The sequence below is a fragment of the Pedobacter sp. MR2016-24 genome, from assembly GCF_026239655.1.
Classification (GTDB): domain Bacteria; phylum Bacteroidota; class Bacteroidia; order Sphingobacteriales; family Sphingobacteriaceae; genus Pedobacter.
The window spans coordinates 305,320-329,217 of the sequence record NZ_JAPIVO010000007.1; the positions used below are offsets into that span (position 1 = coordinate 305,320).

Annotated in this window: 23 protein-coding genes; 11 read left to right on the top strand and 12 right to left on the bottom strand. The window is 39.3% G+C overall.

From position 1 onward, the window contains the following. Positions 1–113: 113 nt before the first annotated feature. The 3 genes from OQX62_RS19920 to OQX62_RS19930 all read right to left on the bottom strand — a co-directional run bounded on the left by OQX62_RS19920 (position 114) and on the right by OQX62_RS19930 (position 2,762). Positions 114–1,295 (bottom strand): FecR family protein, encoded by a 1,182-nt coding sequence (locus tag OQX62_RS19920; protein WP_265833395.1) that lies wholly within the window; start codon positions 1,293–1,295, stop codon positions 114–116. A 163-nt stretch (positions 1,296–1,458) separates the two neighbouring features. Then, on the bottom strand, positions 1,459–2,034 hold the full coding sequence (locus OQX62_RS19925; protein ID WP_265833397.1) for an RNA polymerase sigma factor: 576 nt from the start codon (positions 2,032–2,034) through the stop codon (positions 1,459–1,461). A gap of 71 nt (positions 2,035–2,105) precedes the next feature. Beyond that, entirely contained in the window at positions 2,106–2,762 is a 657-nt protein-coding gene (locus OQX62_RS19930) for a hypothetical protein (RefSeq protein WP_265833398.1), read from the bottom strand. A 128-nt stretch (positions 2,763–2,890) separates the two neighbouring features. Here OQX62_RS19930 and OQX62_RS19935 point away from each other — a divergent pair, with 128 nt between their 5' ends. From OQX62_RS19935 to OQX62_RS19955, 5 genes are all read left to right on the top strand, one after another. Further along, positions 2,891–3,790 (top strand): SDR family oxidoreductase, encoded by a 900-nt coding sequence (locus OQX62_RS19935; RefSeq protein ID WP_265833399.1) that lies wholly within the window; start codon positions 2,891–2,893, stop codon positions 3,788–3,790. 17 nt (positions 3,791–3,807) lie between these two features. Next, positions 3,808–4,734 (top strand): helix-turn-helix domain-containing protein, encoded by a 927-nt coding sequence (locus OQX62_RS19940; protein ID WP_265833400.1) that lies wholly within the window; start codon positions 3,808–3,810, stop codon positions 4,732–4,734. 182 nt (positions 4,735–4,916) lie between these two features. Next, entirely contained in the window at positions 4,917–5,528 is a 612-nt protein-coding gene (locus tag OQX62_RS19945; RefSeq protein WP_265833401.1) for a M949_RS01915 family surface polysaccharide biosynthesis protein, read from the top strand. A gap of 140 nt (positions 5,529–5,668) precedes the next feature. Continuing rightward, positions 5,669–6,235, top strand: coding sequence for a hypothetical protein (locus tag OQX62_RS19950; RefSeq protein WP_265833402.1), 567 nt, complete (start codon positions 5,669–5,671; stop codon positions 6,233–6,235). Next, complete coding sequence (locus tag OQX62_RS19955; RefSeq protein ID WP_265833403.1) at positions 6,228–6,674, top strand: hypothetical protein; 447 nt, start codon at positions 6,228–6,230, stop codon at positions 6,672–6,674. Before OQX62_RS19950 ends, OQX62_RS19955 begins: the two co-directional genes overlap by 8 nt. Positions 6,675–6,699: 25 nt before the next feature. Here OQX62_RS19955 and OQX62_RS19960 read toward each other — a convergent pair whose 3' ends face one another. The 5 genes from OQX62_RS19960 to OQX62_RS19980 form a co-directional block, all read right to left on the bottom strand. After that, a complete protein-coding gene (locus OQX62_RS19960) occupies positions 6,700–10,086 on the bottom strand; it encodes a glycosyl hydrolase 115 family protein (RefSeq protein WP_265833404.1) in 3,387 nt (1,128 codons plus the stop codon). Between the two features lie 44 nt (positions 10,087–10,130). Further along, on the bottom strand, positions 10,131–10,655 hold the full coding sequence (locus OQX62_RS19965; RefSeq protein WP_265833405.1) for a hypothetical protein: 525 nt from the start codon (positions 10,653–10,655) through the stop codon (positions 10,131–10,133). A gap of 196 nt (positions 10,656–10,851) precedes the next feature. Continuing rightward, on the bottom strand, positions 10,852–12,132 hold the full coding sequence (locus OQX62_RS19970; RefSeq protein ID WP_265833406.1) for a hypothetical protein: 1,281 nt from the start codon (positions 12,130–12,132) through the stop codon (positions 10,852–10,854). 143 nt (positions 12,133–12,275) lie between these two features. Next, entirely contained in the window at positions 12,276–12,968 is a 693-nt protein-coding gene (locus OQX62_RS19975) for a TIGR02117 family protein (protein WP_265833407.1), read from the bottom strand. Positions 12,969–13,084: 116 nt separating this feature from the next. Beyond that, the gene (locus OQX62_RS19980; RefSeq protein WP_265833408.1) at positions 13,085–13,255 is read right to left on the bottom strand and encodes a hypothetical protein; all 171 of its coding nucleotides are present in this window, start codon (positions 13,253–13,255) and stop codon (positions 13,085–13,087) included. Positions 13,256–13,454: 199 nt separating this feature from the next. On the opposite strand from OQX62_RS19980, the gene OQX62_RS19985 reads away from it, so the two are divergent. Then, a complete protein-coding gene (locus OQX62_RS19985; RefSeq protein ID WP_265833409.1) occupies positions 13,455–13,721 on the top strand; it encodes a hypothetical protein in 267 nt (88 codons plus the stop codon). Between the two features lie 309 nt (positions 13,722–14,030). Here OQX62_RS19985 and OQX62_RS19990 read toward each other — a convergent pair whose 3' ends face one another. Next, positions 14,031–14,630 carry a GIN domain-containing protein gene (locus OQX62_RS19990; protein WP_265833411.1) on the bottom strand — a complete coding sequence of 200 codons (600 nt, stop codon included), beginning with the start codon at positions 14,628–14,630 and terminating at the stop codon, positions 14,031–14,033. Positions 14,631–14,914: 284 nt separating this feature from the next. Between OQX62_RS19990 and OQX62_RS19995 the strand changes: the two genes are divergently transcribed. Further along, complete coding sequence (locus OQX62_RS19995; RefSeq protein ID WP_265833412.1) at positions 14,915–15,736, top strand: hypothetical protein; 822 nt, start codon at positions 14,915–14,917, stop codon at positions 15,734–15,736. A gap of 13 nt (positions 15,737–15,749) precedes the next feature. Here OQX62_RS19995 and OQX62_RS20000 read toward each other — a convergent pair whose 3' ends face one another. Both OQX62_RS20000 and OQX62_RS20005 read right to left on the bottom strand, forming a co-directional pair. Further along, on the bottom strand, positions 15,750–16,352 hold the full coding sequence (locus OQX62_RS20000; protein WP_265833413.1) for a gluconate 2-dehydrogenase subunit 3 family protein: 603 nt from the start codon (positions 16,350–16,352) through the stop codon (positions 15,750–15,752). A gap of 2 nt (positions 16,353–16,354) precedes the next feature. Continuing rightward, positions 16,355–18,034: a GMC oxidoreductase gene (locus OQX62_RS20005; protein WP_265833414.1), complete on the bottom strand. Its 1,680-nt coding sequence runs from the start codon at positions 18,032–18,034 to the stop codon at positions 16,355–16,357. A gap of 264 nt (positions 18,035–18,298) precedes the next feature. Between OQX62_RS20005 and OQX62_RS20010 the strand changes: the two genes are divergently transcribed. Both OQX62_RS20010 and OQX62_RS20015 read left to right on the top strand, forming a co-directional pair. Continuing rightward, positions 18,299–18,862: an HD domain-containing protein gene (locus OQX62_RS20010; protein ID WP_265833415.1), complete on the top strand. Its 564-nt coding sequence runs from the start codon at positions 18,299–18,301 to the stop codon at positions 18,860–18,862. Positions 18,863–18,962: 100 nt separating this feature from the next. Then, positions 18,963–19,235, top strand: a complete 273-nt coding sequence (locus OQX62_RS20015; protein ID WP_265833416.1) for a hypothetical protein — start codon at positions 18,963–18,965, stop codon at positions 19,233–19,235. Positions 19,236–19,245: 10 nt separating this feature from the next. Here OQX62_RS20015 and OQX62_RS20020 read toward each other — a convergent pair whose 3' ends face one another. Beyond that, a complete protein-coding gene (locus tag OQX62_RS20020) occupies positions 19,246–21,375 on the bottom strand; it encodes a GDSL-type esterase/lipase family protein (protein WP_265833417.1) in 2,130 nt (709 codons plus the stop codon). Positions 21,376–21,637: 262 nt separating this feature from the next. Between OQX62_RS20020 and OQX62_RS20025 the strand changes: the two genes are divergently transcribed. Beyond that, complete coding sequence (locus OQX62_RS20025) at positions 21,638–22,834, top strand: hypothetical protein (RefSeq protein ID WP_265833418.1); 1,197 nt, start codon at positions 21,638–21,640, stop codon at positions 22,832–22,834. Positions 22,835–23,045: 211 nt separating this feature from the next. After that, positions 23,046–23,789, top strand: coding sequence for a GIN domain-containing protein (locus OQX62_RS20030; protein WP_265833419.1), 744 nt, complete (start codon positions 23,046–23,048; stop codon positions 23,787–23,789). Positions 23,790–23,898: the final 109 nt, after the last annotated feature.

The following is a 23,898-nucleotide window of genomic DNA, read 5'->3' on the forward strand; positions in this document are numbered from 1 at the left end:
AAACTGCACACTAATCTAATGTAGTTTTTGTTCATCAATCTCAGATTTAATTATATTTGGTTATATATGACAGTTTGAATCCCTGCCGGATGATTTTGCTGAATGGGTAGATACTATGGCATAACGATCACCCTCCTTCCTTCTATTTCGAAATGAATCACTTGTGTCTTTTCCATCACCTGCAGAATTTGTACAATGTTCCCGAACTTTGATATTTTCCCGGCGAACTTCCTGTAACGGATATTCCCCTTAAATTCCACTTCAATATTGTACCAGCGGGAAATCTTTCTCATCATGCTCTCCACTGTTTCGTTATCAAACAGGAAATAGCCTTTCTGCCATTCTATGGCCTGGGAAGCATCGACATCGGCGACTGCAATATTTCCGGCTACGGCAGACTGCTGACCGGGTTTCAGTAAGACTGATTGACGGGCTGCCGACTGCACTACCCTAACTGAACCTTTAAGAAGTGTTGTCTTGATATCAGGCTCATCATCATAAGCGTTTACATTGAAATGTGTGCCTAATACTTCCACCACCTGATTTCTGGTTTTAACAAGAAAAGGAATTCTGACTTTCCTGTTCCCTGCAACAGGTTCAGGGTTCACCTCGAAATACGCTTCACCGGTTAACTCCACTACTCTTTGAGCTTTGCTAAAAGTTACCGGAAATTTAAGTGTAGATGCCGCATTTAGCCATACTTTTGTACCATCGGCCAGATCGACCTGATACTGACCACCGCGGGGGGTAGCTATTTTGTTATAGGCTATGGCATTACCGGTATAAGTATTGTTCTGAGCTGCCTCATAACTCACTTTACCGTCTATACTCTTTTTGATAGAGACATTGCCCTGACTACCTAAAATACCATTGCTGGTTTGATCCAGTATAACATCTGATCCATCAGCCAGCGTAAGCACCGCTTTATTGCTACCAGGAAGAATAGTATTTTTTGCCAGCCTTGCTGCCTGTTCTTTCTGCTGAACATTGTTCCTGCTATAAAATGAATAACCAGCGATGGAAAAAATAAGTGTCATTGCTGCAGCAGCATAAATGTAGGATATATTTTTGCTGAACCATGTGCGCGGCAGTGGAATCTCTTCTCTTTGGATGATGTTGTTATACAAACGCGTTTTTAACTGCGCAGGATTTTCTGTAGTGATGGCTTCGATGGGGGTATCATCAAAAGAATGATACCATTGATTGAACAGCTCTTTTTCCGCTTCGTTGATTGTCCCCTCCTGCCATTTTCTGGCCAGTTCTTTCATCTGCCAGTTCGTATTCTGCTCCTGCATGCTGTTAGCTTATATTTGGTTATTTTATAGATAGCCAAACATCAAATAAAAATCCCTTAGTCCTGCCCAAATTATTTTTAATTTGTATTCTTTAGGGGAATAAACTCTTGTACGCTTCATGGAAAGAAAATGCTTACTTATTGGCTGATGATTAAAGAATGTGCTACAGAAAACAGATGAGCAGGTTTAATAAGCGACCGAATTTAGATTTAAGCAGTTTGCGGGCCTTTGACAAATGAGCCTCTACGGTTTTTTCAGAAATCTGCAATTCCTCGGCGATCTGTTGCTGAGTATAGTCTTTTTCAAATTTCAGCCTGAAAACCTGACCGCATTTGTCGGGCAATTCTAGAATAGATTGCTGCAGCTGATGCTGAAACTCCTTTAAATCGATATCATTAATTGTAGAATTGTCTATTTCGGAAAAAGAGGACATGGCTTGATTTTTAAGCTTAGCCTGCCTTGCCTGTTTTGCAAAACGGTTAATCACTTCGAATTTTACCGCTCCGGCAAAATAATTATCAAAACCTTTTACTAAACTAAAGGTATCTCTCTTACGCCATAGATTACAAAAAATGTCCTGAACAATCTCTTCAGCTTCCAAAGCATCGTTGATACGTTTATATGACTTGATATATGCACGATCCCAGTAACGGTTATATATCTCCCTGAAAGCCTTTTCCTCCCCTTTCTTTAGCATATCTGCCAATTCAAAATCGGTTAAACGACTATATTCGTGCATGGTTTAGGTGTAGTTATCCGCCTGTAAGAATAAGTAAATTATTCGGATTTACGAAGCCCCCTGTTGTAGTGTTATCCTGCCATATCCACTTTTTTAAACCGTATGTATTTATCATCTAACACATCAAACTCATAAATTAAATTGTACTCGCCTTCACTAACATATTCTCCGTTTTCATCCGCTCCGTTAGAATAAGCAAGATTTAATGTGAGTGTATGGTTATCCCTGTTATAAGTGACATACATCTGATAGTCCCCATCCTTATCGCTGAACTTTGGACTTGAGCTTTCTCCGTTCTTAAAAAGTTCCGCAGATTTTATTTTAAGCAGGCTTTTCATGAACGCAGGATGAAATAAGTTTTTATGATAGCGCTTTAAATCTGCTTCGGTAAAGAATTTCAAATTACGTATCGCTTCCCTTGCCTTCTCGTCAGATAGGGCTACGCCGAAAAATAGTTTAGCAGAATCCGTGTTTACCGGAAAGTTGAAATAACCTTTGAGCTTGGTAACATCATTATAATAAGCAGCATCACGGAAGCTTTTGAAATCGTCTATCCAGGTGACCGGATTACTTTCTGCCTTTACATTTACAGTGTCAGTTGAATTAATTCCCTGCTTTTCCTCCTTCGCAGTTGCTTCTTGCTCAGTTTTCTGAGTGTTATTACAGGAAAATAAGGTAGTGATCAGCAATAGAACGTAAATAGTTTTTAATGGTGTAGAAATCAGCATAGTTGTTTTGTTATTCCGAGCCTAAGATAAGTTATTTTGACTACAACAATAATGAATTTGGCTACAGGCATTATTTAGTTGTTGCGGACATTTGTATAAACAAGTAATAAAAACCTAAATTAAATCATATGCGTGTATTCGTTACAGGAGCCACAGGCTTCGTCGGCTCAGCCGTAGTTCAGGAATTAATCAAAGCAGGGCATGAAGTACTGGGTCTTACCCGTTCAGATGAAGGTGCGAAAGCGCTTGCCTCGGCAGGTGCAGCAGTTCATCGGGGTGACCTGGAAGATCTGGAAAGTCTGAAAAGTGGGGTCGCTGCCTCAGATGGCGTAATTCATACTGGCTTTATTCACGATTTCTCTAATTATAAAGAAAGTTGTGAAAAAGACAGGCGCGCTATTGAAGCGATGGGATCAGTTTTGATAGGTTCCGAGCGACCTATTGTGATCACTTCAGGTATCGCCATCGCTGCAAAATCAGGTAGCCTGATAGCAGAAGGAGACAAGTATTCGCCTTCCAGCCCTGTTCCCCGTATCGCTACAGAACAGGCAGCAGATGCCCTTGCTGAAAAAGGTGTGCATGTTTCGGTAGTTAGACTTCCGCCTACGGTGCATGATCATGGTGATCATGGCTTTGTGCCCATGCTGATCGGCATAGCACGTGAAAAAGGAATTTCGGTATACAAAGAAGAAGGGCTGAACAGATGGCCGGCAGTACACAGGCTGGATGCTGCATTATTATTCAGACTGGCACTGGAAAAAAATCTGGCCGGCGGAACCTATTTTCATGCGGTAGCTGAAGAAGGTATTGCTTTTCATGAAATAGCCACAGCTATTGGCGAGGGACTGCATATTCCTGTTGCCGGCAAATCAACTGTAGATGCTGATGCTCATTTTGGCTGGTTTGCACATTTTGCCGGATTAGACTGCCCTGCTTCAAGCAGTCAGACGCAGGAAAAACTGGGATGGCAACCCGTGCAACGCGGTTTGATTGCCGACCTGGAAAATGGTGATTACTTCACATTATAATTTGTTTATCTTGTACTATGGCAACTGTTCAACCCCACCGTTTTAAAACAATCAGCGAATTTCATCAGTACCGTCACTTACCAAAACCTGAGCATCCATTGATCAGTGTGATCGATTTGGAGACGGTAAAACATTCGCCGGGTAAGGAGATCAATATGATCAAGGATTTTTATTCCATTTCATTGAAAAAGAATATGAATTATAAGGTGAAGTACGGACAGCAATCTTATGATTTTGATGAGGGAGTCATGTTTTTCATGTCGCCCGGCCAGTTGCTAAAACTTGAATTTGAAACAGATGCATTAATTAATCAGTCGGGATGGATGTTATTGGTTCATCCCGACTTTTTATGGAATACACCGCTGGCAAAAGCGATCAAACAGTATGAGTTTTTTAGCTATTCGGTCTATGAAGCCTTATTTATTTCAGACAAGGAAGAGGGAATACTGAATAGTATTGTACAAAACATCACACAGGAATACCATTCTAATATTGACGCTTTTAGTCAGGATATCATTATCAGGCAAATAGAACTGCTGCTGAGCTATTCAGAAAGATTTTACCACCGTCAGTTTCTGACACGTAAAAAGGCTAACCATCAACTGCTTGATCGGCTGGAAGATATTCTTGCCAACTATTTTAAAAGTGATATCCTTGCTAAACAAGGATTGCCAACCGTTGCACAAATTGCCGAAGAATTAAACGTATCATCCAATTATTTGGGGAGTTCACTAAAAGTGCTGACCGGACTAAATGCCCAGCAGCATATCCATCAAAAGCTTATAGAAACAGCGAAAGAGAAACTATCTACAACAAGCCTATCTGTTAGTGAAATTGCATATGATTTGGGATTTGAACATCCGCAGTCATTCAGCAAGCTGTTTAAGAACAAAACCAGTGTATCACCGCTGGAATTCAGGGCTTCATTTAATTCACCGAACTGATGAGGACAGTTCATCCGTTATTTTTCTGATTAAGATTATAGTTTTTACAATCCTATTTTAGGATTTGTTAAAAAAATTAGAGCCGAATACTTAATTTAACGCCAAATTATAAAACCTGACTTAACATGGACTCTCCTATTCATTTGATATTGAACTCAAAAAAATTCCTTTTTATATTCCTTATGTTGCTTTGCACTTTCAAAATATCATTTGCACAGAGCAGTAGCAGTTCGATATTACAGAAAAGTGAACATACAGCTATTGCAACCCAACTGGAAGAAAATCCAAAAGACATACGCAGGGTGTATTATCTGAGCGATGCGAGTGGCGATTATCAATTGGCTTTAATGGAAAAAATCAGTAAGATCAATGGTAAAGACACCTTACATAACAGTATCAGGGCTATCTGTTTCATGGAGGATCATGGTGGAAACCTGGTTAAATGGGATATCAATGATTACATTGATAAATCATCCGGAGAAATCAGCCTCGTCTTCTGGACAAGATACTGTACGGCAACTGATCTTGATGGCGATAAAAGGATTGACCCCGTAATTGTGTACGCATCAGCATCCTCACCAGAGGATGGAGATAACTATCAGAGAATTAGAATAATCACGGTGTATAAAGGTAAAAAATATGCTATTCGTGCGACAGAATGTGTATTGGATGACTGCCGCACTTTATCCCGGGATAAGGATTTTGCAAAACTGCCGGTTAGTATAAAGACTTATCTGGAAAAACTGATGCAAAGAATGCGCGATGATCAGGGACTTATTCTACATAACCACTAATACCACGATAACCAACCCACAAGCCTGATAACAGATCAGATGGTACAGTCATTTCATTAAAACGTCACAAGAACAATTAAATTTTATTTTGATAGTGCTTCGTCTAACTTTGCAAAAAAGCTGAGAGATGGAAAAACGTCATGAACCGGAATAGCACTATAAGAAAATTTTTCATTGTCTTTCTGTTAATTATTCAGGTAGTTTTTTTGTTTGCCATATTCAGGGAGAACTTACAATCCTGGTGGACCATTGCATCCATGTTTATCCTCTGTATACTCATTCTGGTGACTTATTTAAAGGGACAGCTCCACCATGAAGACCACGAATACGAACATATCTTAGTTGTACTTTGGATCCCTATCGGTGCGGTCGCCTCATTTTATCTGAATCATTTTTTACATTTCGGCCCCGTTATTTCGGCTGCCGCAGTGGGCAGCACTGCCTCTTTTATTCCCGGTTTTAATAAGAGATCACATTACCTGAAGCAGCTCCCCGCTGCAATCTACTGCGGTGCGTTCATCGGTATGTCCAGCACAGGTGTGGCACCCGGTATTTCATTTGTGCTCACTGCCAGCTTTTTCACCGCCATACTACTTATATTATCCAAAAATCTGTTTGCAGGTGTTGGCGGTAAATTGGGAACTATGGCCTTTGCTGGTGTGGTCATCACTTCATTTGTATACTTTCTGATTTCCTCTTATGTATAATACGATCATCCTGATCATCGTAAGCTTTATCAGTGCCATGCTCACCTTTTATGTAAACGAAGAGCTGAAACAAGGCCCTGTGCGTTCATCCGCTATTCTTTCTTTGATTGTGGCTGTTTATTTTCATTATTATGCAGGAGCGATGGACAGTTACCTTGCAAAAAATATCCCTCTGGTATTCATTGGTGCCTCTTTTATAGGGATGGTATCTGCCAGATTAGTGTCCAGCTATCTGCTGATTGGGGTTGCCGGCATTATTTTCTGTCTGATCTTTCTGCATACCAGCAGATTTTTCAATGGCTATGGAGGTGCATTGGGCACTTCAGCCTGTATCTCGCTGCTTGCGGTGCTGAGCATTCCGATAGTTGGTAAAAAACGGAAGTTAACGAACGGTATGATACAATTGAGAAGAGTGCTGTTTAAGATTAACAAAAAGTAGTGATTCCGCATCGGCAATAAGTGATTTATCGGCGAGAGCTTTCAACTGAAACAGCGTTAAGCACCAGACCCGGATCGGGAAAATAAATTCTTACTGTAACCTTTTTATCAACCTTGCTATCATACGTTGATTCACCCATTGCGAAGCCTCGAAGTACGTTCAATGACCATATTTTGGTTTCTGCTAAACTAGCGATATCCATAAATACTGGTTTAGAGCCATTGATGGAAATAGCATAACGTAATTGCATACCCTTATAGATTGGAAAAGTAGGCAGACATTTAACTTGTATATAGTTCTTACCCCTCTTAACAGGAATTTGGTATGCTACAAAGGGTGCACGATTAATATCTTTCGCTGAAAACGTTTTGATCTCCATTGGCAGTATAGTAAGTCCCTTTCCACTGCTACCTAAACCATTGATGATCTTGAATTTTCCATTGTCATTACCTGAAGATTGATAACTATCAGCGGAAATTATGACGCGATGCCTAATTTGAAGTCCGGCATCCATAGTGGTCTTTTCTACCGGTGCAACTTTTGCCAGATCTGGCATATTAAAAATATCACGTCCCCGTGGATGATCGTCCATCATCCCGTCCCATTTCCCGCCGGCAATCTCATGATTATATCTTGCACTCAGCCGGGCAATATTGGCATAAGCAGCCTTCGCCTTTTGTGCTGCCACAAGACCTTGCGGATTACCTGCTCTGGTGAGGCGCATGCTTTCGTTGGAATAGAATATTTTCTCATTCATACTACATGCCGCTTCCACAGGATAACTAACCAATTGAAAATAGGCATCCTGCAAGCGTTCAGGAATTAATTTTGCCACCAACCTACTCTCCTGCACGAGACTACTGTATTCCTTTAAGCGGGCCGCTATTTCTTCAGGAGTGAAATCTGTTCCGCTCAGATGTTCCGGTTTTCCTGAAGCTGCCAGCAGATAATATCTTGATTTGATATCTCCTATGCGTTTGCCAAACTGCTGTCCGAAGGTCCGTCCTGCCCAATGCGCGGCATATCGATAAGCCTTTTCAGGTGTCCAGAAGTTAACATTCCAGGCAAGGTCCATTCCAAATTCCAGTTCAAGCTCAGCAGGTTTGATGTCACCTGCATTAAACATCCAGATTTTCCTGGCATTCAAAGCATAAGCTTTACTCATTTCGAAAGAGGTGAGCACCGGAGAAGTAGAAGATAACCAGAGATAATCCTGAGGTAATCCCCAGTAAGAAAAATGGTAATATACGCCTCCCCCTCCTATCCTTTTCTGTTCCTGCGGATTCGGTAACTGACGGATATAACCATGGTTATCATCCACCCAGGTGATCGTTACATCTTCCGGAACCTTAAGGCCGGCCTGGTACATTTCCAGCACTTCTTTGTAAGGACAAAATACCTGCGGAACCTGGTTGGCCGGTTTTTCCAAACGATGCTGCAAAATTTGCCGCTGATCACGAATTACCTCCTCTAATATTTTAATTTTACCCTGCATGCCTCCAGCCCCTTCCATACTCCCGTCTTTGGTTGCACGCATTCCGATCGTATAAATAGCCTCGTTGTTTACAGACTGCTTTACACGGTCATCAAAAAAACGATAGATTTCATCCTTATTCGTATCGTAACGCCATTCACCATGGTCTTTACCATATTCTTCCCTGAAATTCTCATTCCACTCAAACTCGGTATCTCTCAGCATAGGTTCATGGTGAGAGGATCCCATAATAATTCCATATTTCCTGGCTAACACGGGATTTTCTTTATAATACCAAAAGGCTTTGGTACCAGGATGCATGGCTGGCCACAGATAATTGGCCTTTAAGCGTAACATCAATTCAAACACTTTCTCATAGGTACGCGGACCGATATCCTTCAGGTCCTTATCCATATTTTTTGCCGCCCAGGGACGTATACCCCAGTCCTCATCATTGATAAAAAACCCACGGTATTTTACTGATGGAGGACCAACAATACTTTTCCCGGCGGTTACGAAAATCTGCTGAACTGGCTGTGGTTTCACATCCGCCCACCATACCCACGGTGATACTCCCAGCATTTTAGAAAATTCGAAAACCCCGAAAGCCGTACCACGCGGATCACTACCGAAGATTACGAGCATATTGGAGCCGGGATCCTTTGGGTTTTTAATAACCGTTAAACAAAAAGTTTCCCATTTATCCTTGATCTGCGTTGCAGGAATTAACTTTTTTGATGCCAGCTGATCAATAATCTTTGATTTACCCAGCGTACCGATTACCACCGGCATGTGTTTTCCCTGAATGCGACTTACGATATCGGCATTTAATCCACACAATAACATCAGATCGTTTTTTAATGCCCTGGCGGCAATTCCGGTTACTTCAACCCCATCGTCATCAGTGACAATGGTAGCCACTTTCCCGGATGTGATGAGAGGAAAGGCTCCCGGAACAGGCTTCGGGCTTATTTTGAGTGGCTGTCCTTGCGCCAGGCCAGTCGTTATGTCTAATATGATAATGACGAACAGCAAAGTAAAAAAATTGCCGTAGCGAATGATATTAGTAATTCTCTTTTTCCCACCGTTCCTGTGTTCATATCTTGACCGGTAAGCTCTCAGTAAACGGTCTATCCTGCCAGCGCTGAGATCAAAGTCATCAATATAAAATTCTTTTCTGCCAGCCTGAATATCATAAATCAAATAGGAGCTCCTTGATTTTCCTGTTCCCCTGCTGATTACCTTTTCATCCGAGATCTCTGCCCAACTGTAAAAATGGGTGTCTGAGGTTTGCAAGCCATTGTTATTCAAGATGATCTGAGGGGCTCGATTGCGCAATCCCTTTAAGGAATCGTAAAAAAGCCAGCACATCCCAAATACTATAAAAGTGCCAAAAACATATCCCCATATTGCACTAAAGCTAAAAGGCTCTTTCTGCGGCATAAAAATGAGTGCCAGTCCAAATCCTATGCACAAGATGCTCATTAACATGATGAGAACCTTTTTAAGTTGGGAAAAGTGGATCCTATGCTCATCAGCGAGATCAGGATCGTCGACAAGAAGATCAGAAGTTTTAAATTTTGGAAGCAATTCGTCCCATCTGGCATTCTGAGCACTGGTACGGAATTCCATCTTCCCGAGGTTTCTTTCCCCGGTGCCTAATATGATCGATACCTGCTCAGCTCTATGTTTCAGTTCATGTACATTCCTCACGCGTTCAAATGCCCATAATCTCCAGTATGTAACCATAAATCCACGATAAATGATTGCAATTAATATGCCCACTGGTATTGCAAACGATATGAACATGATATTGATGTTCAACAAGGGAAACATCACGAACAGTACTAAAGCAAAAACTACAATCCCCATTGATGTGATGTTAACCAGCCATTTTCCACGGTTAATTGCTTTTTCTACGCCTATCTCGTTATACATATATTCCAGAGTGCTTAATGTTCAGCCTTAAGATAGCGTGAAGCTTATTTAAATATAGTAAATACAAAAAGCAGAAAGCCTATACCAGTCAGAATGATAATCAGCAGTTTGAGAAAAGAAAATCCTGAAGAACCATTTGCCTGAGCATTCTTGTTTCCTGGTTTAAAATGCTGTTCAGTTAAAATCTTGTCTATTTCAGTTTCCCTGCTTCTCAAGGGTTCAGCCGTTCTGGTATTATCTGCTGCTGCACGATTCTCATACAAATCTTCCACATAATCTTTACTTTCTGCAAGTCCGGCTCCGGTTATATCTTTATATAATTTCACTGCTTCCAGCTTTTTTCCCTGCGCCATTAAAGACATTAAACCCGAATCCAAATCTTTATAGTCAGAATTTAACTCGTCAATATTGCTTGAAACATAAACAGTTTCCAAATTATCGACATAGTCTTTAGCTTCCTTTAAACCACATTTGGTAGCTTCATAAATTAATTTAACAGCTTCCAGTTTTCTATTCTGGGAGACAAATAAGGCAGCTTTGTTTTTAGTATCTTCCGAAGGTTCTGTCATATCTTAAAGTCTGATAAAATAATTACAATTTTTACAGTGAATTTGTTTTACTGTAACGCAAATTTCAGATTTAAGATAAAACTCAATAATCATTTGATAAAAAAAGCATTTGGTATAACTTTCTGTTGGTAAAAAGAAGAAATCCCTGTGCGTAGTACATTCACAGAGATTTTTTATAAAAAAACAATCTATGATGTTATTTACCAGCTAATAGGGTTAGCATTTTTTGCGACCTGTTATAAGAAACAGGCCACGTATTTTCACGATCAGCACTCGCCTGCTGATAATAATTCATGGCTACATCTTTGTTTTGCTCCAACATGTTCACATAAGCGAGGAGCTCATAGATGAAGTTTTTTGTTTTTTGGTCGGTATCACTCTGTTCTTTGAGGAATTCAAGAATACGCGCTGCTCCTGCCAGACGTTGGTCTTTAAAATATTCATTTTTAAATCCTCCAGGCAGACTGAACCAGTATTCCCATAATCCTCCACCTGCATGGCGATTATAAGCATCCTTTACCAATTGAATCCCCACTTCGAGCAGGACCGAATTCATCTTATTGTCTTTTATCAAAGTGTCTTTCCTGTTGTTGATGTAGCGATCCAGCGTAACATTCAATCCTTTATTATCTATTTCATCTAATATCATTTCTTTATGATACATAGCAGGATCAAGCTTTAAAAAACTCTCATAAGCGAAGCTCATGGGAAAATGATTACTTATTTTATCTAATCTATACCCTTTGGTAAGTTCCTTCTTCAGGTCTATGATATAAGGTTTATTGAAGTCATGGAAGTTGTATACATAGATTATACCTCTCTTAAGGTCATAAATATTAGAGTAGATAGTGGATAATTTTCCTTCCTGCCTGGTAAGGCTGAGCATGTCCCTGAAAAATGGCACATCCAATGTTTTTACATCTTTCAGTGCATCCTTAGAAATATCATATCTTCTGCAGGAATAATCGCCTGTTTTGACCTTCGAGATATCAAAGTTCGTATTGATCTGATAATTACCCTTTTTTAGGACCTTTGTTCTCGCATTAATGATTACAGAATTTCCCTGAGCATCAGCAATAAGTACCTGGGCACTATTGGAATAATCATATTTCTCTAAAAATTTAAGTGCTTCATTTACTGTTTTGCATTTACCCAGTAGCTCAAAAAACAGATCACCTTTAAACGTATTCTTAAAGTGGTATTTTGAAGGATCAATATTCTGTGCAGTAAAATCATAAAATAATCCGTATTCATTCATTGCCGCCTGTGCCTGTAAATCAGGTAAGCCGAAACAGACTGAACCATATCGCTCTGCAGTAGGCGGATTAAACCACATCCGTGCAAAACCTATGTAATCGTCTTCATTTGCCGCTGCAAAGACCTCACCTTTTAGTGAGCAGGAAATTACAGTGCAGGCAAATGCGACCTGACTCCTTAACATGGAAAGAATGATAAATAACAGTAGTTTAGTTTTCATGATTCCTGATTAAATGACGAGTATATAGCTGGTCCGGATTTATCAGCCGAAGCCATCATTACAATAAGACACAGGAAAGACATGATAGTTGCATTCATATCTAAATTAAGCTTATTTAAATTGATAGTTTCTTTGATTTTTCATTATTTGTACTGGCGAAAAATACCTTTATCTACCTGTGTCCACCAACAGGCTTTCTGATCGCAAGCTTTCAATGCGCCATTAGCCCAGGTATTACACGTATTAAATAGATCGTAGGCACCCTTTGCTTCATAAAATGCATCATCCGGACCGTAACCGGCATGGATATGCGCTATCTGAATCACCTGTCCCTCTTCGTTGTACCTGAAACTGTCTTTAATATAGCCGACCAATTGCTGGTACTGGCTTTTACTGATCCTGATTTCTTTACAATGCTGATTCTGGCGCATGCCGTGAATAAAATCTACATGCATAGCCGTGCTCCCCAGATGAAACATCGCATTAAAGGCCACACTAAATTTGAGATCAGACCACTCCGGGGTTTGCAGATAGAAACCTTTATCGCCCCAACCGAATGCAACATAGTTAAAAGTTGTATCTTTTGATTGCGTATTTTCGAATCGGGTTACTTTACTCCAGTCCATGATCTCATTCTTTACCGGAACTACAATATCGGTATGTACGCCATTGGTCATCACATAAATAGAAATTTCTTTAGCACCATGTTGTGCAGCATCACGATTTACGGGGATAAAAAACAAGAGGTAAGTCAGACCCGCATAAAGCAAGATAAAAGCACAAAGCGATGCTGCCAGATATAAAATTGCCTTGCGGATTTTTTTAAGTAAATGCATTATATTAATTAATACTAATCTACAATCTTACAATTATAAATCGACTATTTGCTCATCCGGAAATGCGTCAATCTTTCTCTATTATAAATTATTTGATTACGACTAAATGCAAGCTTTTATTTGTCTAATAACTTTTCCGTCTTTACCAGAAATTTTTCGAAGGCTTCCTGAATATCTATGTCCATACGACCAGCCATTACAGTTAGCCGCCACATACATTCACCCGGTTTGTGCTCCAATTCGGGGATCGTATCTTTTCCTTTTGGCCAGGGATCTTGTTGTGACATGGTATTGATCAATATTTAAAATTGGTTCTCAGAATTAATGAACAAATATTTAGTGTTTAAATAATAAGGGATTTGACAACCTTTTCCAGCTAGTCGCTGTTATACTTCCAGCATTTCATAAAATGTTCTTAAGAACAAACAATTATGGAAACTAAAGATATCATTTAGACATATTCTAATTATTTAAAAAAAGTTAAACATGAGATTTACCGACTATCCTGCAGACAAGCCTGTTGTGACTACAACGTTTGTTACTGAAAAATATTCTCCCCTGATTAGTATAGTGATTGATAATGAGGGTGACATCGAGGCACTGAGTAATGATGAAGCCGAAATGGAAGAGGCGGTAATTATTACATTAGCGCAATTGGCAACTATAGATCCATCTGTAAAAACAATAGCAGAAATGAACAGCGGATCAAGTTTCATTAAAAATCCGGATACCAGCATCTGGGTAAAATCTTAAATTGGATTAATGAGGCTGGTGCCGCAAGTAATACCATTTATATTGGTAACCAGAATATTATCATTCCCCCGGGTAGTTACGAGTAGTAAATGGACACTAACTCACTCCAGCACTATTTGAAAGGTTTCTACTCTATGTTATTGCACTTGATGTGGAAAATGCATGGGGTAAAAAATTTGCAGCTATATTTAGTGAGGCAGACTACAAGCCCGATTGGTATGTGGGCAGTGGATGATAGTGGCTCTTCTAATGGCGGATGAGGTGATGGCAGTATAAATACCGCCATCAAGTTAAGCTTGAGAATGAGAACTATTTTTTTGGTGAATTGAATGCAATAACTTCATCAGAAACAGCAACATAATCAGTGTTGACTGCTGCGAATTGATCAATATCCATTTTTGCTACACCAGCCAATCTGGATACGTGGCTTTCTGAAGTACCGATTAATTCTAATTTAGCACGGTCATTAATTGTAGTATATAAACTACCAGTAGTTGCTTTCACACGTGCACTTGCATCATCTTTCAGCATCACCTGAAGATTTTCTAAATTGAAATTACCTGAAGTTCTGACGCTCGAATTATCTGAAGCATCTATACGATAGATATCTTTAACGTATACGAATACTGTTACCGGGCTGCTTTCATTAGAGCTGATGGTTAAAGTATTGCCAACTTGTTTCAGCGATACCTTCTCCAGATCAAGTTCATCCATAGTAACATGCTCTTTAGGACCTTGTATTAAAATTACTTTTGTGTTACCGGTTATGATTACCTTTTTAATGTCTTGATTGTTAATTCCCATTTCTGCTGTAAAGGTTGCCGCTGTTGCAGTAAGGCTAAATACTGAAGCTAATAAAATGATAGCAATTGAACCTGATTTTAATACGGTGTTGAATAAAGTTTTCATATCTTTTGTTTGAGGTTTTTATAAATGTCTTTTTCTTAATTGTTTGTATATAAGACGTCAACACCCCACAAACGTTTCAGGAAATTATCCCGTATTATACCACTACGCTGTAACAGCCGACCAACTCCTGTAATTTTTCGACCAACAGACATTAGAAAAATTAAAAAGCCAGGTAAAAGGTAAATTGCATGAAAATAAATTATAGCTTTATAACCAGATATTGTTTTAGTTTTGATCAACATACTTTGTTAATCACTCAATATTTTTCACCCAGCTTTTAGATCATGCGAAAACTTCAAACCATATGTCTGGCCATTTTACTGCTTCTAAATTCTTGTGGGGACAATGTTCAGACCGAGAAGGATGAACATCCAGAAATTCCTGATTTCCCCGAATTTAAAGATCGGGTGTTCCAATCCAAAAATATATCCACCATCAAAATTACACTAGGTAAAACAGTAAGATATAAAGAGAAGGACTATTATTTCAAGTATGTGATTAAAGATGACGCATTATACATTATGACCTTTTTTGCTGATACTGAATTTCCCGAAATTGTTTTGAATGATAACTACACTGTCGACCTAATCATTATAACGAATAAGGATCTTGTTAAAAAACATATCAGATGGTCAGACGGTGATTTCGACATTAACCTGAGTGTTGATGAAGATCATAACGTTACTGCCGGAAAAAGGAAATACCTGATAAAAACGAACTATGAAAAGTTTGATGAAGTTGAAGGACTACATAGGGATCCTTCAGAAACCCCTGTTGATTTTAAATCCTGGCAATCAAGACCACAGGAACAAGTGGAAAACCTTGACTATTTCCATCGTTTTTCATCGGCCATCACTGCTTCTGATGGCAATATTACCGGAGGTGCAAATCATCCCTGGGGATATCAGTATTCCCCGGTATATCTGATTTATTATGAGCTTACATATAAAAACAAGATCGGATTGACTAAAATTAATTACGAACGTATGAATGCACCACTATTCATCAAGCTACATGATGAAATCTATTATATAACGTATGAGGAAGACTATGTAGGAATCGAGAATGGTTTTAAAAAATATTTGATCAATAAAATTGAAGATTGAGCTTAACCTTATGTTAAGCCCAGGCCTTATCCCCTTTTTTATATGGAACAGATCCTTCATACCTTCCGGGAATAGCAATATAACGCAATGCCTCTTTACATCCGGCTTCGGAAGTAAAATATCCTAAAAGCGTAAGCTGTTTCATCATCGTGAAATAATGATCAGGCAGGCCTTGGAAGTTTTTATCTTTCTTACGCTCAATATCTTCCAGGCCAGCTTTCCTGGACTGGTAGTCTTTCGCTTCTTTATCCAGTACAACTAATAAGTTGTGTCTTTGTTCAGGCGTAACTTTCATGAATCCGGTGCCATGCATTTTTTCAGACGCTGCATTGATTTTTTCGATTCCCTCCCTAAAAGTTTGCTGATCTTTTTCTTCGTAACAGTCGTTCACCATCAATGCCATAAAAGAACCAACATGCGCAGCTTTAGCCCCGGGACTTTTAGTGGCTGGTAATATGGTATCTGCCACCTCGTTCAGAAAATCATGATCTTCTTTACTAAATGTTACCTCGCTATTTTTTTTGCCTTCCCTGCAACCTACAAGCAAAGCATTGCCGCCGATCATCACGCCACCAGTGAGCACGGCAATCATTTTCAAAAGTTCTCTTCTTTCCATGATCAGATATTATTTTTCTTTAATTCAGCCACAGCATAATCAACCGCCCTCGCAGTGAGTGCCATATAAGTAAGTGATGGATTCTGGCAAGCCGATGAGGTCATACAAGCACCGTCAGTAACAAATACATTCATACAATCCCATACCTGGTTCCATTTATTTAATACTGAGGTCTTCGGATCTTTACCCATCCTGGCCGTTCCCATTTCATGTATACCATGACCCAAAGCATGACCACTGTCCCAGGTCTGAACATTTTTTATACCTACCGCGTCAAACATAGCTTTCATCTCCTCGGTCATGTCCTTACGCATTTTAAACTCATTTTCTTTCATCTCTGCATCCATCGCCAGGACAGGAAGTCCCCACTTATCTTTTTTATTCTTGTTCAATGAAACCATATTTTCATGGTAAGGAAGGATCTCGCCGAAAGCGGTAGCGCCTATGCTCCAGCCACCCGGTTCAGTGAGGGCATCCTTAAAATCACCACCTATATTCAGCTCTGCTATTTCTCTGCTCCATCCCTGTCTGCTTGCACTCCCCTGATAACCAAAGCCACGCAGATAGTTCCGTTTGTCTCCCCCAAGGTTCACAAACCGCGGAATATAAAACCCATTGGCCCTTCTGCCGTAAACATACTGATCTTCATATCCTTCTACAGTTCCGGAAGCACCCAGATTATAATGATGGTCCATCACATTGTGCCCCAATTCACCACTGCTGCTGCCCAGACCACCGGGCCAGACATCAGTCGCGGAATTAAACAACACCCAGGCGGTATTTAAAGTAGAAGCGCATAAAAAGACGATCTTACTCTTAAACTCAATGGTCTGGTTCGTTTCTGTATCCAGTACCTCCACCCCTGTCGCTTTTTTTGTGTTTTTATCGTACAATACCTCTTTAACCAGAGAATATGGTCTGACCGTAAGATTGCCGGTTTCCATGGCTGCTGGTAAAGTAGAAGATTGCGTACTGAAGTAACCACCAAAAGGGCATCCTTCCCAGCATCTGTTTCTGAACTGGCATTTCGTTCTGCCGGGGATTTCGGCAGTTAAGTTTGCCGTTCTCCCGATAATCAGATGTCTCTTTTCGCCGTATGCTTTTTTAATCCTTGCTGCTACATCCTTTTCTACGCAATTGAGTTCCATTGGTGGCAGGAAATGACCGTCTGGTAAATGGGCGAGATGATCTTTAGCACCGCTGATACCTGCGAATTTCTCCACATGGTCATACCAGGGAGCAAGGTCATCATAACCAATAGGCCATGCAACGGCAATACCATCTTTGTCATTTGCTTCAAAGTCCATCTGGCTCCAGCGATAAGATTGCCTGCCCCATAAAATGGAACGGCCACCCATTCGATAGCTGCGCCACCAGGTAAAAGGTTTCGTTTCGGTATAAGGACAGTCTTCTTCGTTAACCCATCCATCCATCACCGCTTCTGAAGCTGCCCACCCACGGTGAATAACAGGATATTTCTTTCTTTGCTCGGCAGTTGTATTTCCTCTGTGTTCAAACTCCCAGGGATTTTTTGAAGCCATTTTATAATCTTTGATATGATCATACGGCCCTCCACGCTCTAACATTAATACTTTTAGGCCTTTTTCACAAAGCTCTTTTGCTGCCCAGCCTCCGCTGATGCCGGAACCTACTACAATTGCGTCATACGTATTGTTATCCATAATCAGCAGCTAGTTAAAAAATAATACATAAGGAATATTTGGTTTAACGTTTTACCATCAATATATCTAAAGATATGCTGTTTGAGCAATCATTAGCTAATGACGATTTAATGTACGTTAAAATAATGATGGAATCAAAACAGAATGCATAAAGAAAGATATCGGAGACAATTAATTGAATTTTGTCGTTTAATGATTAACAGTAAAAAAATAATTGCTGATTGACTGAAAGATCAGACAGACAGATACCACAAATTTAGCTTAATGACTATTGAACAAATGGAGATACAATCTATATACCAGGAAACGATCAGATTTGCGGCAGCAAAGCATGCAGAAATTAACCAGACTATACCGGGAACAAATCTGCCATATGTGGTTCATTTAAGTAATGTGGCTATGGAAATTATGATTGCCGCTCAACACTCTGCTGAGTTCAACTTAGATTTTGCGCTGAAGGTAGCCTTATTGCACGATACCATGGAAGATACAAATGCTACTTTGGAAGAGATTTCTCAAGGCTTTGGTAATGACATCGCGCTTGCTGTGCTTGCATTGACTAAAAATGATCATCTGCCAAAAACTGATAAAATGAATGATAGCATTCAACGTATTAAAAGGTTGCAAAAAGAAGTATGGGCAGTGAAATTAGCAGACAGGATAACAAATCTCCAGGTGCCGCCCGCACATTGGGAAACTGCTAAAAAGATAGCCTACAGGGAGGAAGCCACTTTTCTGCTAAAGGAATTGAAAGGTGGAAATAGTTACCTTGAAAACAGATTGAAAGACAAAATCGAAAGCTATAAAGTGTATATCTATGCGAGCTGAATTCAAATATGAGACCATCATGAGCTCGGCACCTGGAAACAGTAACAAAAAAACTCATGATAAATTATACATTTAACCTTTAAAAATAATAGATATTATCATGAAAATCACATTAGACATTAAATCAGTAATAATCGGCTTATTGAGTGCAGGTATTATATTTTCAACAATCAGCTTTAAAGACAGGCATGAAGCAGATAGTGGTAAATTCCGAACTGTTATTGGCGAAAAAGGTATTGTTATTTTAGATAGTGAAACAGGAGCATATATTATTGCCCCCGAAGTAATGAACATTGGTAAAATGCAATGGGTTAAAGGAGATTTTTATGAAACACACAAAGTCAGCATTGACAATAAAAAATTGCCCAAATAATGAAGGAGCACTATTTGAGTAATTCGGTCTGAATAACCGGACGCAGGGCATCTGCCCAAATAGTGTATCCTTTCTCACTTGGATGTGTAAAATCAAGCATCATTCCTTCCACAAAAGTTCCATCAGCATTCAGCATTTTTGGTCCGGCATCCAGGAATGATATTTTTTGTGTCGTGGTAAAATTCACCAATCGTTTATTAATTTCATTGATAAGGATCCTTCTGGAAGCTGCAGGATCTTTTTCTCTTGGGAAAATAGCCATTACCAAAATCTTTGTATTCGGTATTTTGGACCGAACGCGCCTGCAGACAGCTTCAATTCCTTCTACTATTTCTGAAGCGGTATTTATCCTTGCATTTTCAGTTTCGCTTGTATTATTTGTACCAATGTTAATGACAACCAGACGTGGATGCAGTCCGTCAAGTTCGCCATGGTCAAGACGCCACAGAACGTTCTGTGTACGATCCCAGCCGAAACCCATATTTAACACACGATAAGATCCAAATAGATTTGCGTAAGACTGTGGTCCATTCGGTATTCTGAATTTTTCGTCGGCATATCTCACTGCCGGAACACCGCCCCAAAAATGGGTGATAGAATTTCCAATCAATATAATCTCCGGATTGATTGAATCTTTGACAGCAAGAACCTCAGCATGACGCTTATACCAATCGTAACTATCATTTTCAAGTTTACCAGCTGGCACAATCGCCGTATTAACTGGAAGAGCTGTATCAAGCGATTGGTCTCCCATTAGCTTTGAAAGTAATGGTTCCATGGCTTGTGCCCAGGCTTTCGCTCCGGCAGGTGTTGGATGCAGGTAATCGCCCATCATCTGATGATTAATACTACCATCCAGATTAAGAAAAACATGATTTACGTCGCAGTAAAAAACATCTTTCTCATCAGCAAGTTTCGACACGATGTCTGAAGCCTTCTCCAGAATAGCCCGGTGTGAGGTAGGATTTGCACCATCATAACTTCCAGGAAAACAGCGCAGCAAAATGATTTTCGTATCAGGTAGTTTCTGGCGGACAAGCTTTACAATAGCTGCTATCCCACCAGCAAGCTGGCCTGCTGTATGTCTCAATGGATAATTTTTCTCATCCACGTTATTTGTGCCAATCTCGAGCACCAGTACTTTTGGCGATTGTCCTTCTAATTCTCCATGCGCTATATTCCATAGCAGATTCTCGGTACGATATCCGCTAAAACCTAAATTAATTGCTTTTCTTGGTGCAAAAAATTGATTCCATACCGGCTGGTACTCGGGCTTCTCAAAATTGTTCGTAATGGAGTTGCCCATCATAATCAGTCCGAATTTTTCTTTGGCCACCAATACAAGTTTTTCGTCATGCCGAGCTCTGCTATATCCTTCAGCAGCGATTGCAGCAGGGTTGGGGATATCTGATTTCCTGATGTCCATCTCCAGTTTACTGCTAAAGAATTCCGGAAAAGCAGATTTTACAATTTCCATTGTGAACGTATTTACTTCCGGCATCACTTTGAACTGCGTATTTCCGTCAAAACCTTTATACTTTTTCACATAATCTATACCGGCTTCATTCCAGGTTTTATTCGTTCCGGCAAAAAGCGCATACAACTTCGCTTTTGGATATACAGGAGGAACAATCTGAGGAATTACAGTACCTGGAACAGTTTCATTGAATGAAGATGGTGCGATTAAAAGGACATTATCCGGCTGTTCACTTTCTTCCAGCCTTTCTATTAATCTTGCTGCAAAAACAGCCCCTGTTTGAAAACCCGCCACATCAAAACGTTTACCAGCTCTGTTATTTTTTAAGTGTTCCGCTTTTAAAACGCGGTAAATACTTAGTAACTCCTTTAACCTATGCTGATTGTTGCTATTTTGTTGATCACGATCCACCATAGCCACGTTGAAACCTTCTTTGTTGAAGAATTTGATGGTTATTATTTCTGCATTCTTCATTACATTCCCATCTGCACCGGCCCTAGGGAGTAACATAATTGTCCCCTTAATCTTATCATTTTTAGAGTTAATTAAGTGAAATCCTGAAGGATGAGTACTTTTTCCTTTCTGCTTCAATTCACTGCTATCCTGAGCCTTAACCGAAAACAGGCAAATGACTAGTACTATACTGATAAAAATTGATCTCATGAGGGGCAAATGGTTAATATTTCCAGCTGGCTTATTACGCTAATCATCCAGGGAGCCGAATCTAGTGAAAAAGCCTAGATTTTTCCCAAAACTAAAATCTAATAATTATAAAAAAGACCATAAAAATTATTCTTCCATAAATTTGTGAGACTTTAATATCAGGCCCGAATAACAGAATCTAACCAGCGGATAAAAGACAATTCCTTATTTATAGATGAACTATGGTATATTAGATGTCGTGATGAATAGCTAATCAATGAATATGCCTCAATCAACCAAAAACTGCTGGATTTTAATAATATCATTTTTTACTTCATACGCTCATGCGCAGGAGAAGAATACGGATATCAATGCTAATCTGAACAATTACAAGATTACAAAGTCGTATGAAGACACCGTCAATTTCAGAACCAGAAATATTTACACAGTTCAGCACTACAGCACTATTAAAAAGGCAAACTCAAACCAGCAGACCAAAGTTTTTAGAGGAAAGACATTTTATCTGGATACTCATACTGAATACCTGCCAGATGGAAGGAAGCTTTATGAACGTTATAATTACGAGAAGACACAACGTATCGAAAAATATCATTATGATGCCGGGCTAAAACACCTGAGGCTTTATGAAGTGAATGAAAACAATAAAGTGTTTTATTATAACTGGCTGTTTTATGATGCCAAAGAAAACCTGATAGAAGAATTTGATTATAGCGCGGATCAGAAAAATAATTTTAACATTCAGACTTATATAAAATATAACATTGAATACCTGAAGAACCGGACAAAGATCGCTGTAACGGAATATGATAGTGATTCGATCGCAAGTCCTCTACAAACTTATATTTTCACCCCTTCATCCATAACAAAAGATCTGCCTCAATATCAATCTCATTTTCAAAAGTTTGAACTTTTCAATGGTAATTATAAACCTGTAGAGACCCGCGGATTTATATTTGATGACAGATACGTAGATTTTAAATATGATAGTAAGGGCTTTATCATTTCCGAAATTTGGCATAAGCCAGAGGGTGTTCTTGAAAACCAGACGACCTATGCATATGCTCCAGATTACAAGGAAAGAATTGAACAGCTATATCATATGAAGGGAACAGAAAAGTCATTGAAGACAACCAGGAGATACAATCAATACGATGATCTGATTTTCCAGCAGAGTGTCGACTATACCGGCAGTCCTTCCTCAATTGATCACTTTGAGTACATTTATGATCAAATGGGCAACTGGGTAGAAAGAAAAACATATGATCAACCCTGTGAAAAAGGAATTCCTGGTAAAAAGGTGCTCATATCACATGAAATGCGTGCAATTGAATACTATCAGGAAGGTCAGTCGCCCAGAAAATTCGCTTTACCTGCACTACCCAAACAGATTACAACAGCTAAGAGAAAAATTGCTGAACGGGCATTGACGAAGGTCAAAGAAACTGAAGAAATAGAATAAACAACCGGATTTCCGATCCGCTCTGATTTTTACCCTCTTGTTTTCAATAAACATCCGTCCGCTTCTGAACGCCTATATCGGTATTGTACAATGAATAAAAACTATATTTGTTTACTACATTAATAATCAATACATTAAGTAATAACTCTTAATTGGCTTGCTATTGGTAATAAAAAAAAGAATTAAAAAAAACATAGCTATGCAGATCACCATGAACAAATTTCTACTTTTTACTGTCTTGTTTACCTTTACCCTATTAAAGAATAGTATAGCCCAGCAAGTTAAGGCTATTGAATCATTTGATAAGGTAATCATTAGTCCGCATGTGAAGGTTACCTTTGTAAAAGGTAATACAGAAAGTGTTGCCATTGAAAATTGTGAAGTAGACACCGGCAAGGTGAATATCATATTGAAGGGTAAAACTTTAAGGGTTTATCTTGATGGTGCCAAAGAAGTAACGAAAAATGAGAAAGACAGTGAGTATGGCGGAAATGCGAAACGCCCGCTATATGATGGAACTATACTGACCGTTATCATTACCTATAAAACTATTCAGGATCTTTCTGTAAGAGGAGAAGAAAAGATATTATTTAAAGGAAAATTGGAGCAGGATCGTTTTGGTTTGACGATGTATGGCACCTGCAAAATGTATATGGATGAAGTTCTGCTTAAAAATATGCATACTACAGTTTATGGTGAAAGCTATTTAGAAATGAAGTCGGGCGATATTACCGAGCAAAAGTTCGTTGCCTATGGAGAGAGTAAAGTCAATGCACTGGCCATAAATAATAATATTACAAAGGCAACACTTTACGGTGAATCACAACTCCAGCTGAATGCTGCAGATCTGATTAAGATTACTTCATTTGGTGATTCGAAGATCGGCTATAAAGGAGATCCGGAAATCAAACACGCATTGCATATTGGAAAGACCAAAATTTACAGGATAAATTAGAGAGCGAAAATATCCCTTATGAAAAATGTAGTTATAATAGCTCCATAATCAGCAGTAAGGATGAGTTTCAAAAGCCATTTTTCACCATCTTAAATTTAGCGGTTGGTGG

Coding starts and splice junctions, on each gene's coding strand:
- OQX62_RS19920 (WP_265833395.1), bottom strand. CDS start 1,295: ATGCAGGAGCAGAATACGAACTGGCAGATGAAAGAACTGGCCAGAAAA.
- OQX62_RS19925 (WP_265833397.1), bottom strand. CDS start 2,034: ATGCACGAATATAGTCGTTTAACCGATTTTGAATTGGCAGATATGCTA.
- OQX62_RS19930 (WP_265833398.1), bottom strand. CDS start 2,762: ATGCTGATTTCTACACCATTAAAAACTATTTACGTTCTATTGCTGATC.
- OQX62_RS19935 (WP_265833399.1), top strand. CDS start 2,891: ATGCGTGTATTCGTTACAGGAGCCACAGGCTTCGTCGGCTCAGCCGTA.
- OQX62_RS19940 (WP_265833400.1), top strand. CDS start 3,808: ATGGCAACTGTTCAACCCCACCGTTTTAAAACAATCAGCGAATTTCAT.
- OQX62_RS19945 (WP_265833401.1), top strand. CDS start 4,917: ATGTTGCTTTGCACTTTCAAAATATCATTTGCACAGAGCAGTAGCAGT.
- OQX62_RS19950 (WP_265833402.1), top strand. CDS start 5,669: ATGAACCGGAATAGCACTATAAGAAAATTTTTCATTGTCTTTCTGTTA.
- OQX62_RS19955 (WP_265833403.1), top strand. CDS start 6,228: ATGTATAATACGATCATCCTGATCATCGTAAGCTTTATCAGTGCCATG.
- OQX62_RS19960 (WP_265833404.1), bottom strand. CDS start 10,086: ATGTATAACGAGATAGGCGTAGAAAAAGCAATTAACCGTGGAAAATGG.
- OQX62_RS19965 (WP_265833405.1), bottom strand. CDS start 10,655: ATGACAGAACCTTCGGAAGATACTAAAAACAAAGCTGCCTTATTTGTC.
- OQX62_RS19970 (WP_265833406.1), bottom strand. CDS start 12,132: ATGAAAACTAAACTACTGTTATTTATCATTCTTTCCATGTTAAGGAGT.
- OQX62_RS19975 (WP_265833407.1), bottom strand. CDS start 12,968: ATGCATTTACTTAAAAAAATCCGCAAGGCAATTTTATATCTGGCAGCA.
- OQX62_RS19980 (WP_265833408.1), bottom strand. CDS start 13,255: ATGTCACAACAAGATCCCTGGCCAAAAGGAAAAGATACGATCCCCGAA.
- OQX62_RS19985 (WP_265833409.1), top strand. CDS start 13,455: ATGAGATTTACCGACTATCCTGCAGACAAGCCTGTTGTGACTACAACG.
- OQX62_RS19990 (WP_265833411.1), bottom strand. CDS start 14,630: ATGAAAACTTTATTCAACACCGTATTAAAATCAGGTTCAATTGCTATC.
- OQX62_RS19995 (WP_265833412.1), top strand. CDS start 14,915: ATGCGAAAACTTCAAACCATATGTCTGGCCATTTTACTGCTTCTAAAT.
- OQX62_RS20000 (WP_265833413.1), bottom strand. CDS start 16,352: ATGGAAAGAAGAGAACTTTTGAAAATGATTGCCGTGCTCACTGGTGGC.
- OQX62_RS20005 (WP_265833414.1), bottom strand. CDS start 18,034: ATGGATAACAATACGTATGACGCAATTGTAGTAGGTTCCGGCATCAGC.
- OQX62_RS20010 (WP_265833415.1), top strand. CDS start 18,299: ATGACTATTGAACAAATGGAGATACAATCTATATACCAGGAAACGATC.
- OQX62_RS20015 (WP_265833416.1), top strand. CDS start 18,963: ATGAAAATCACATTAGACATTAAATCAGTAATAATCGGCTTATTGAGT.
- OQX62_RS20020 (WP_265833417.1), bottom strand. CDS start 21,375: ATGAGATCAATTTTTATCAGTATAGTACTAGTCATTTGCCTGTTTTCG.
- OQX62_RS20025 (WP_265833418.1), top strand. CDS start 21,638: ATGCCTCAATCAACCAAAAACTGCTGGATTTTAATAATATCATTTTTT.
- OQX62_RS20030 (WP_265833419.1), top strand. CDS start 23,046: ATGAACAAATTTCTACTTTTTACTGTCTTGTTTACCTTTACCCTATTA.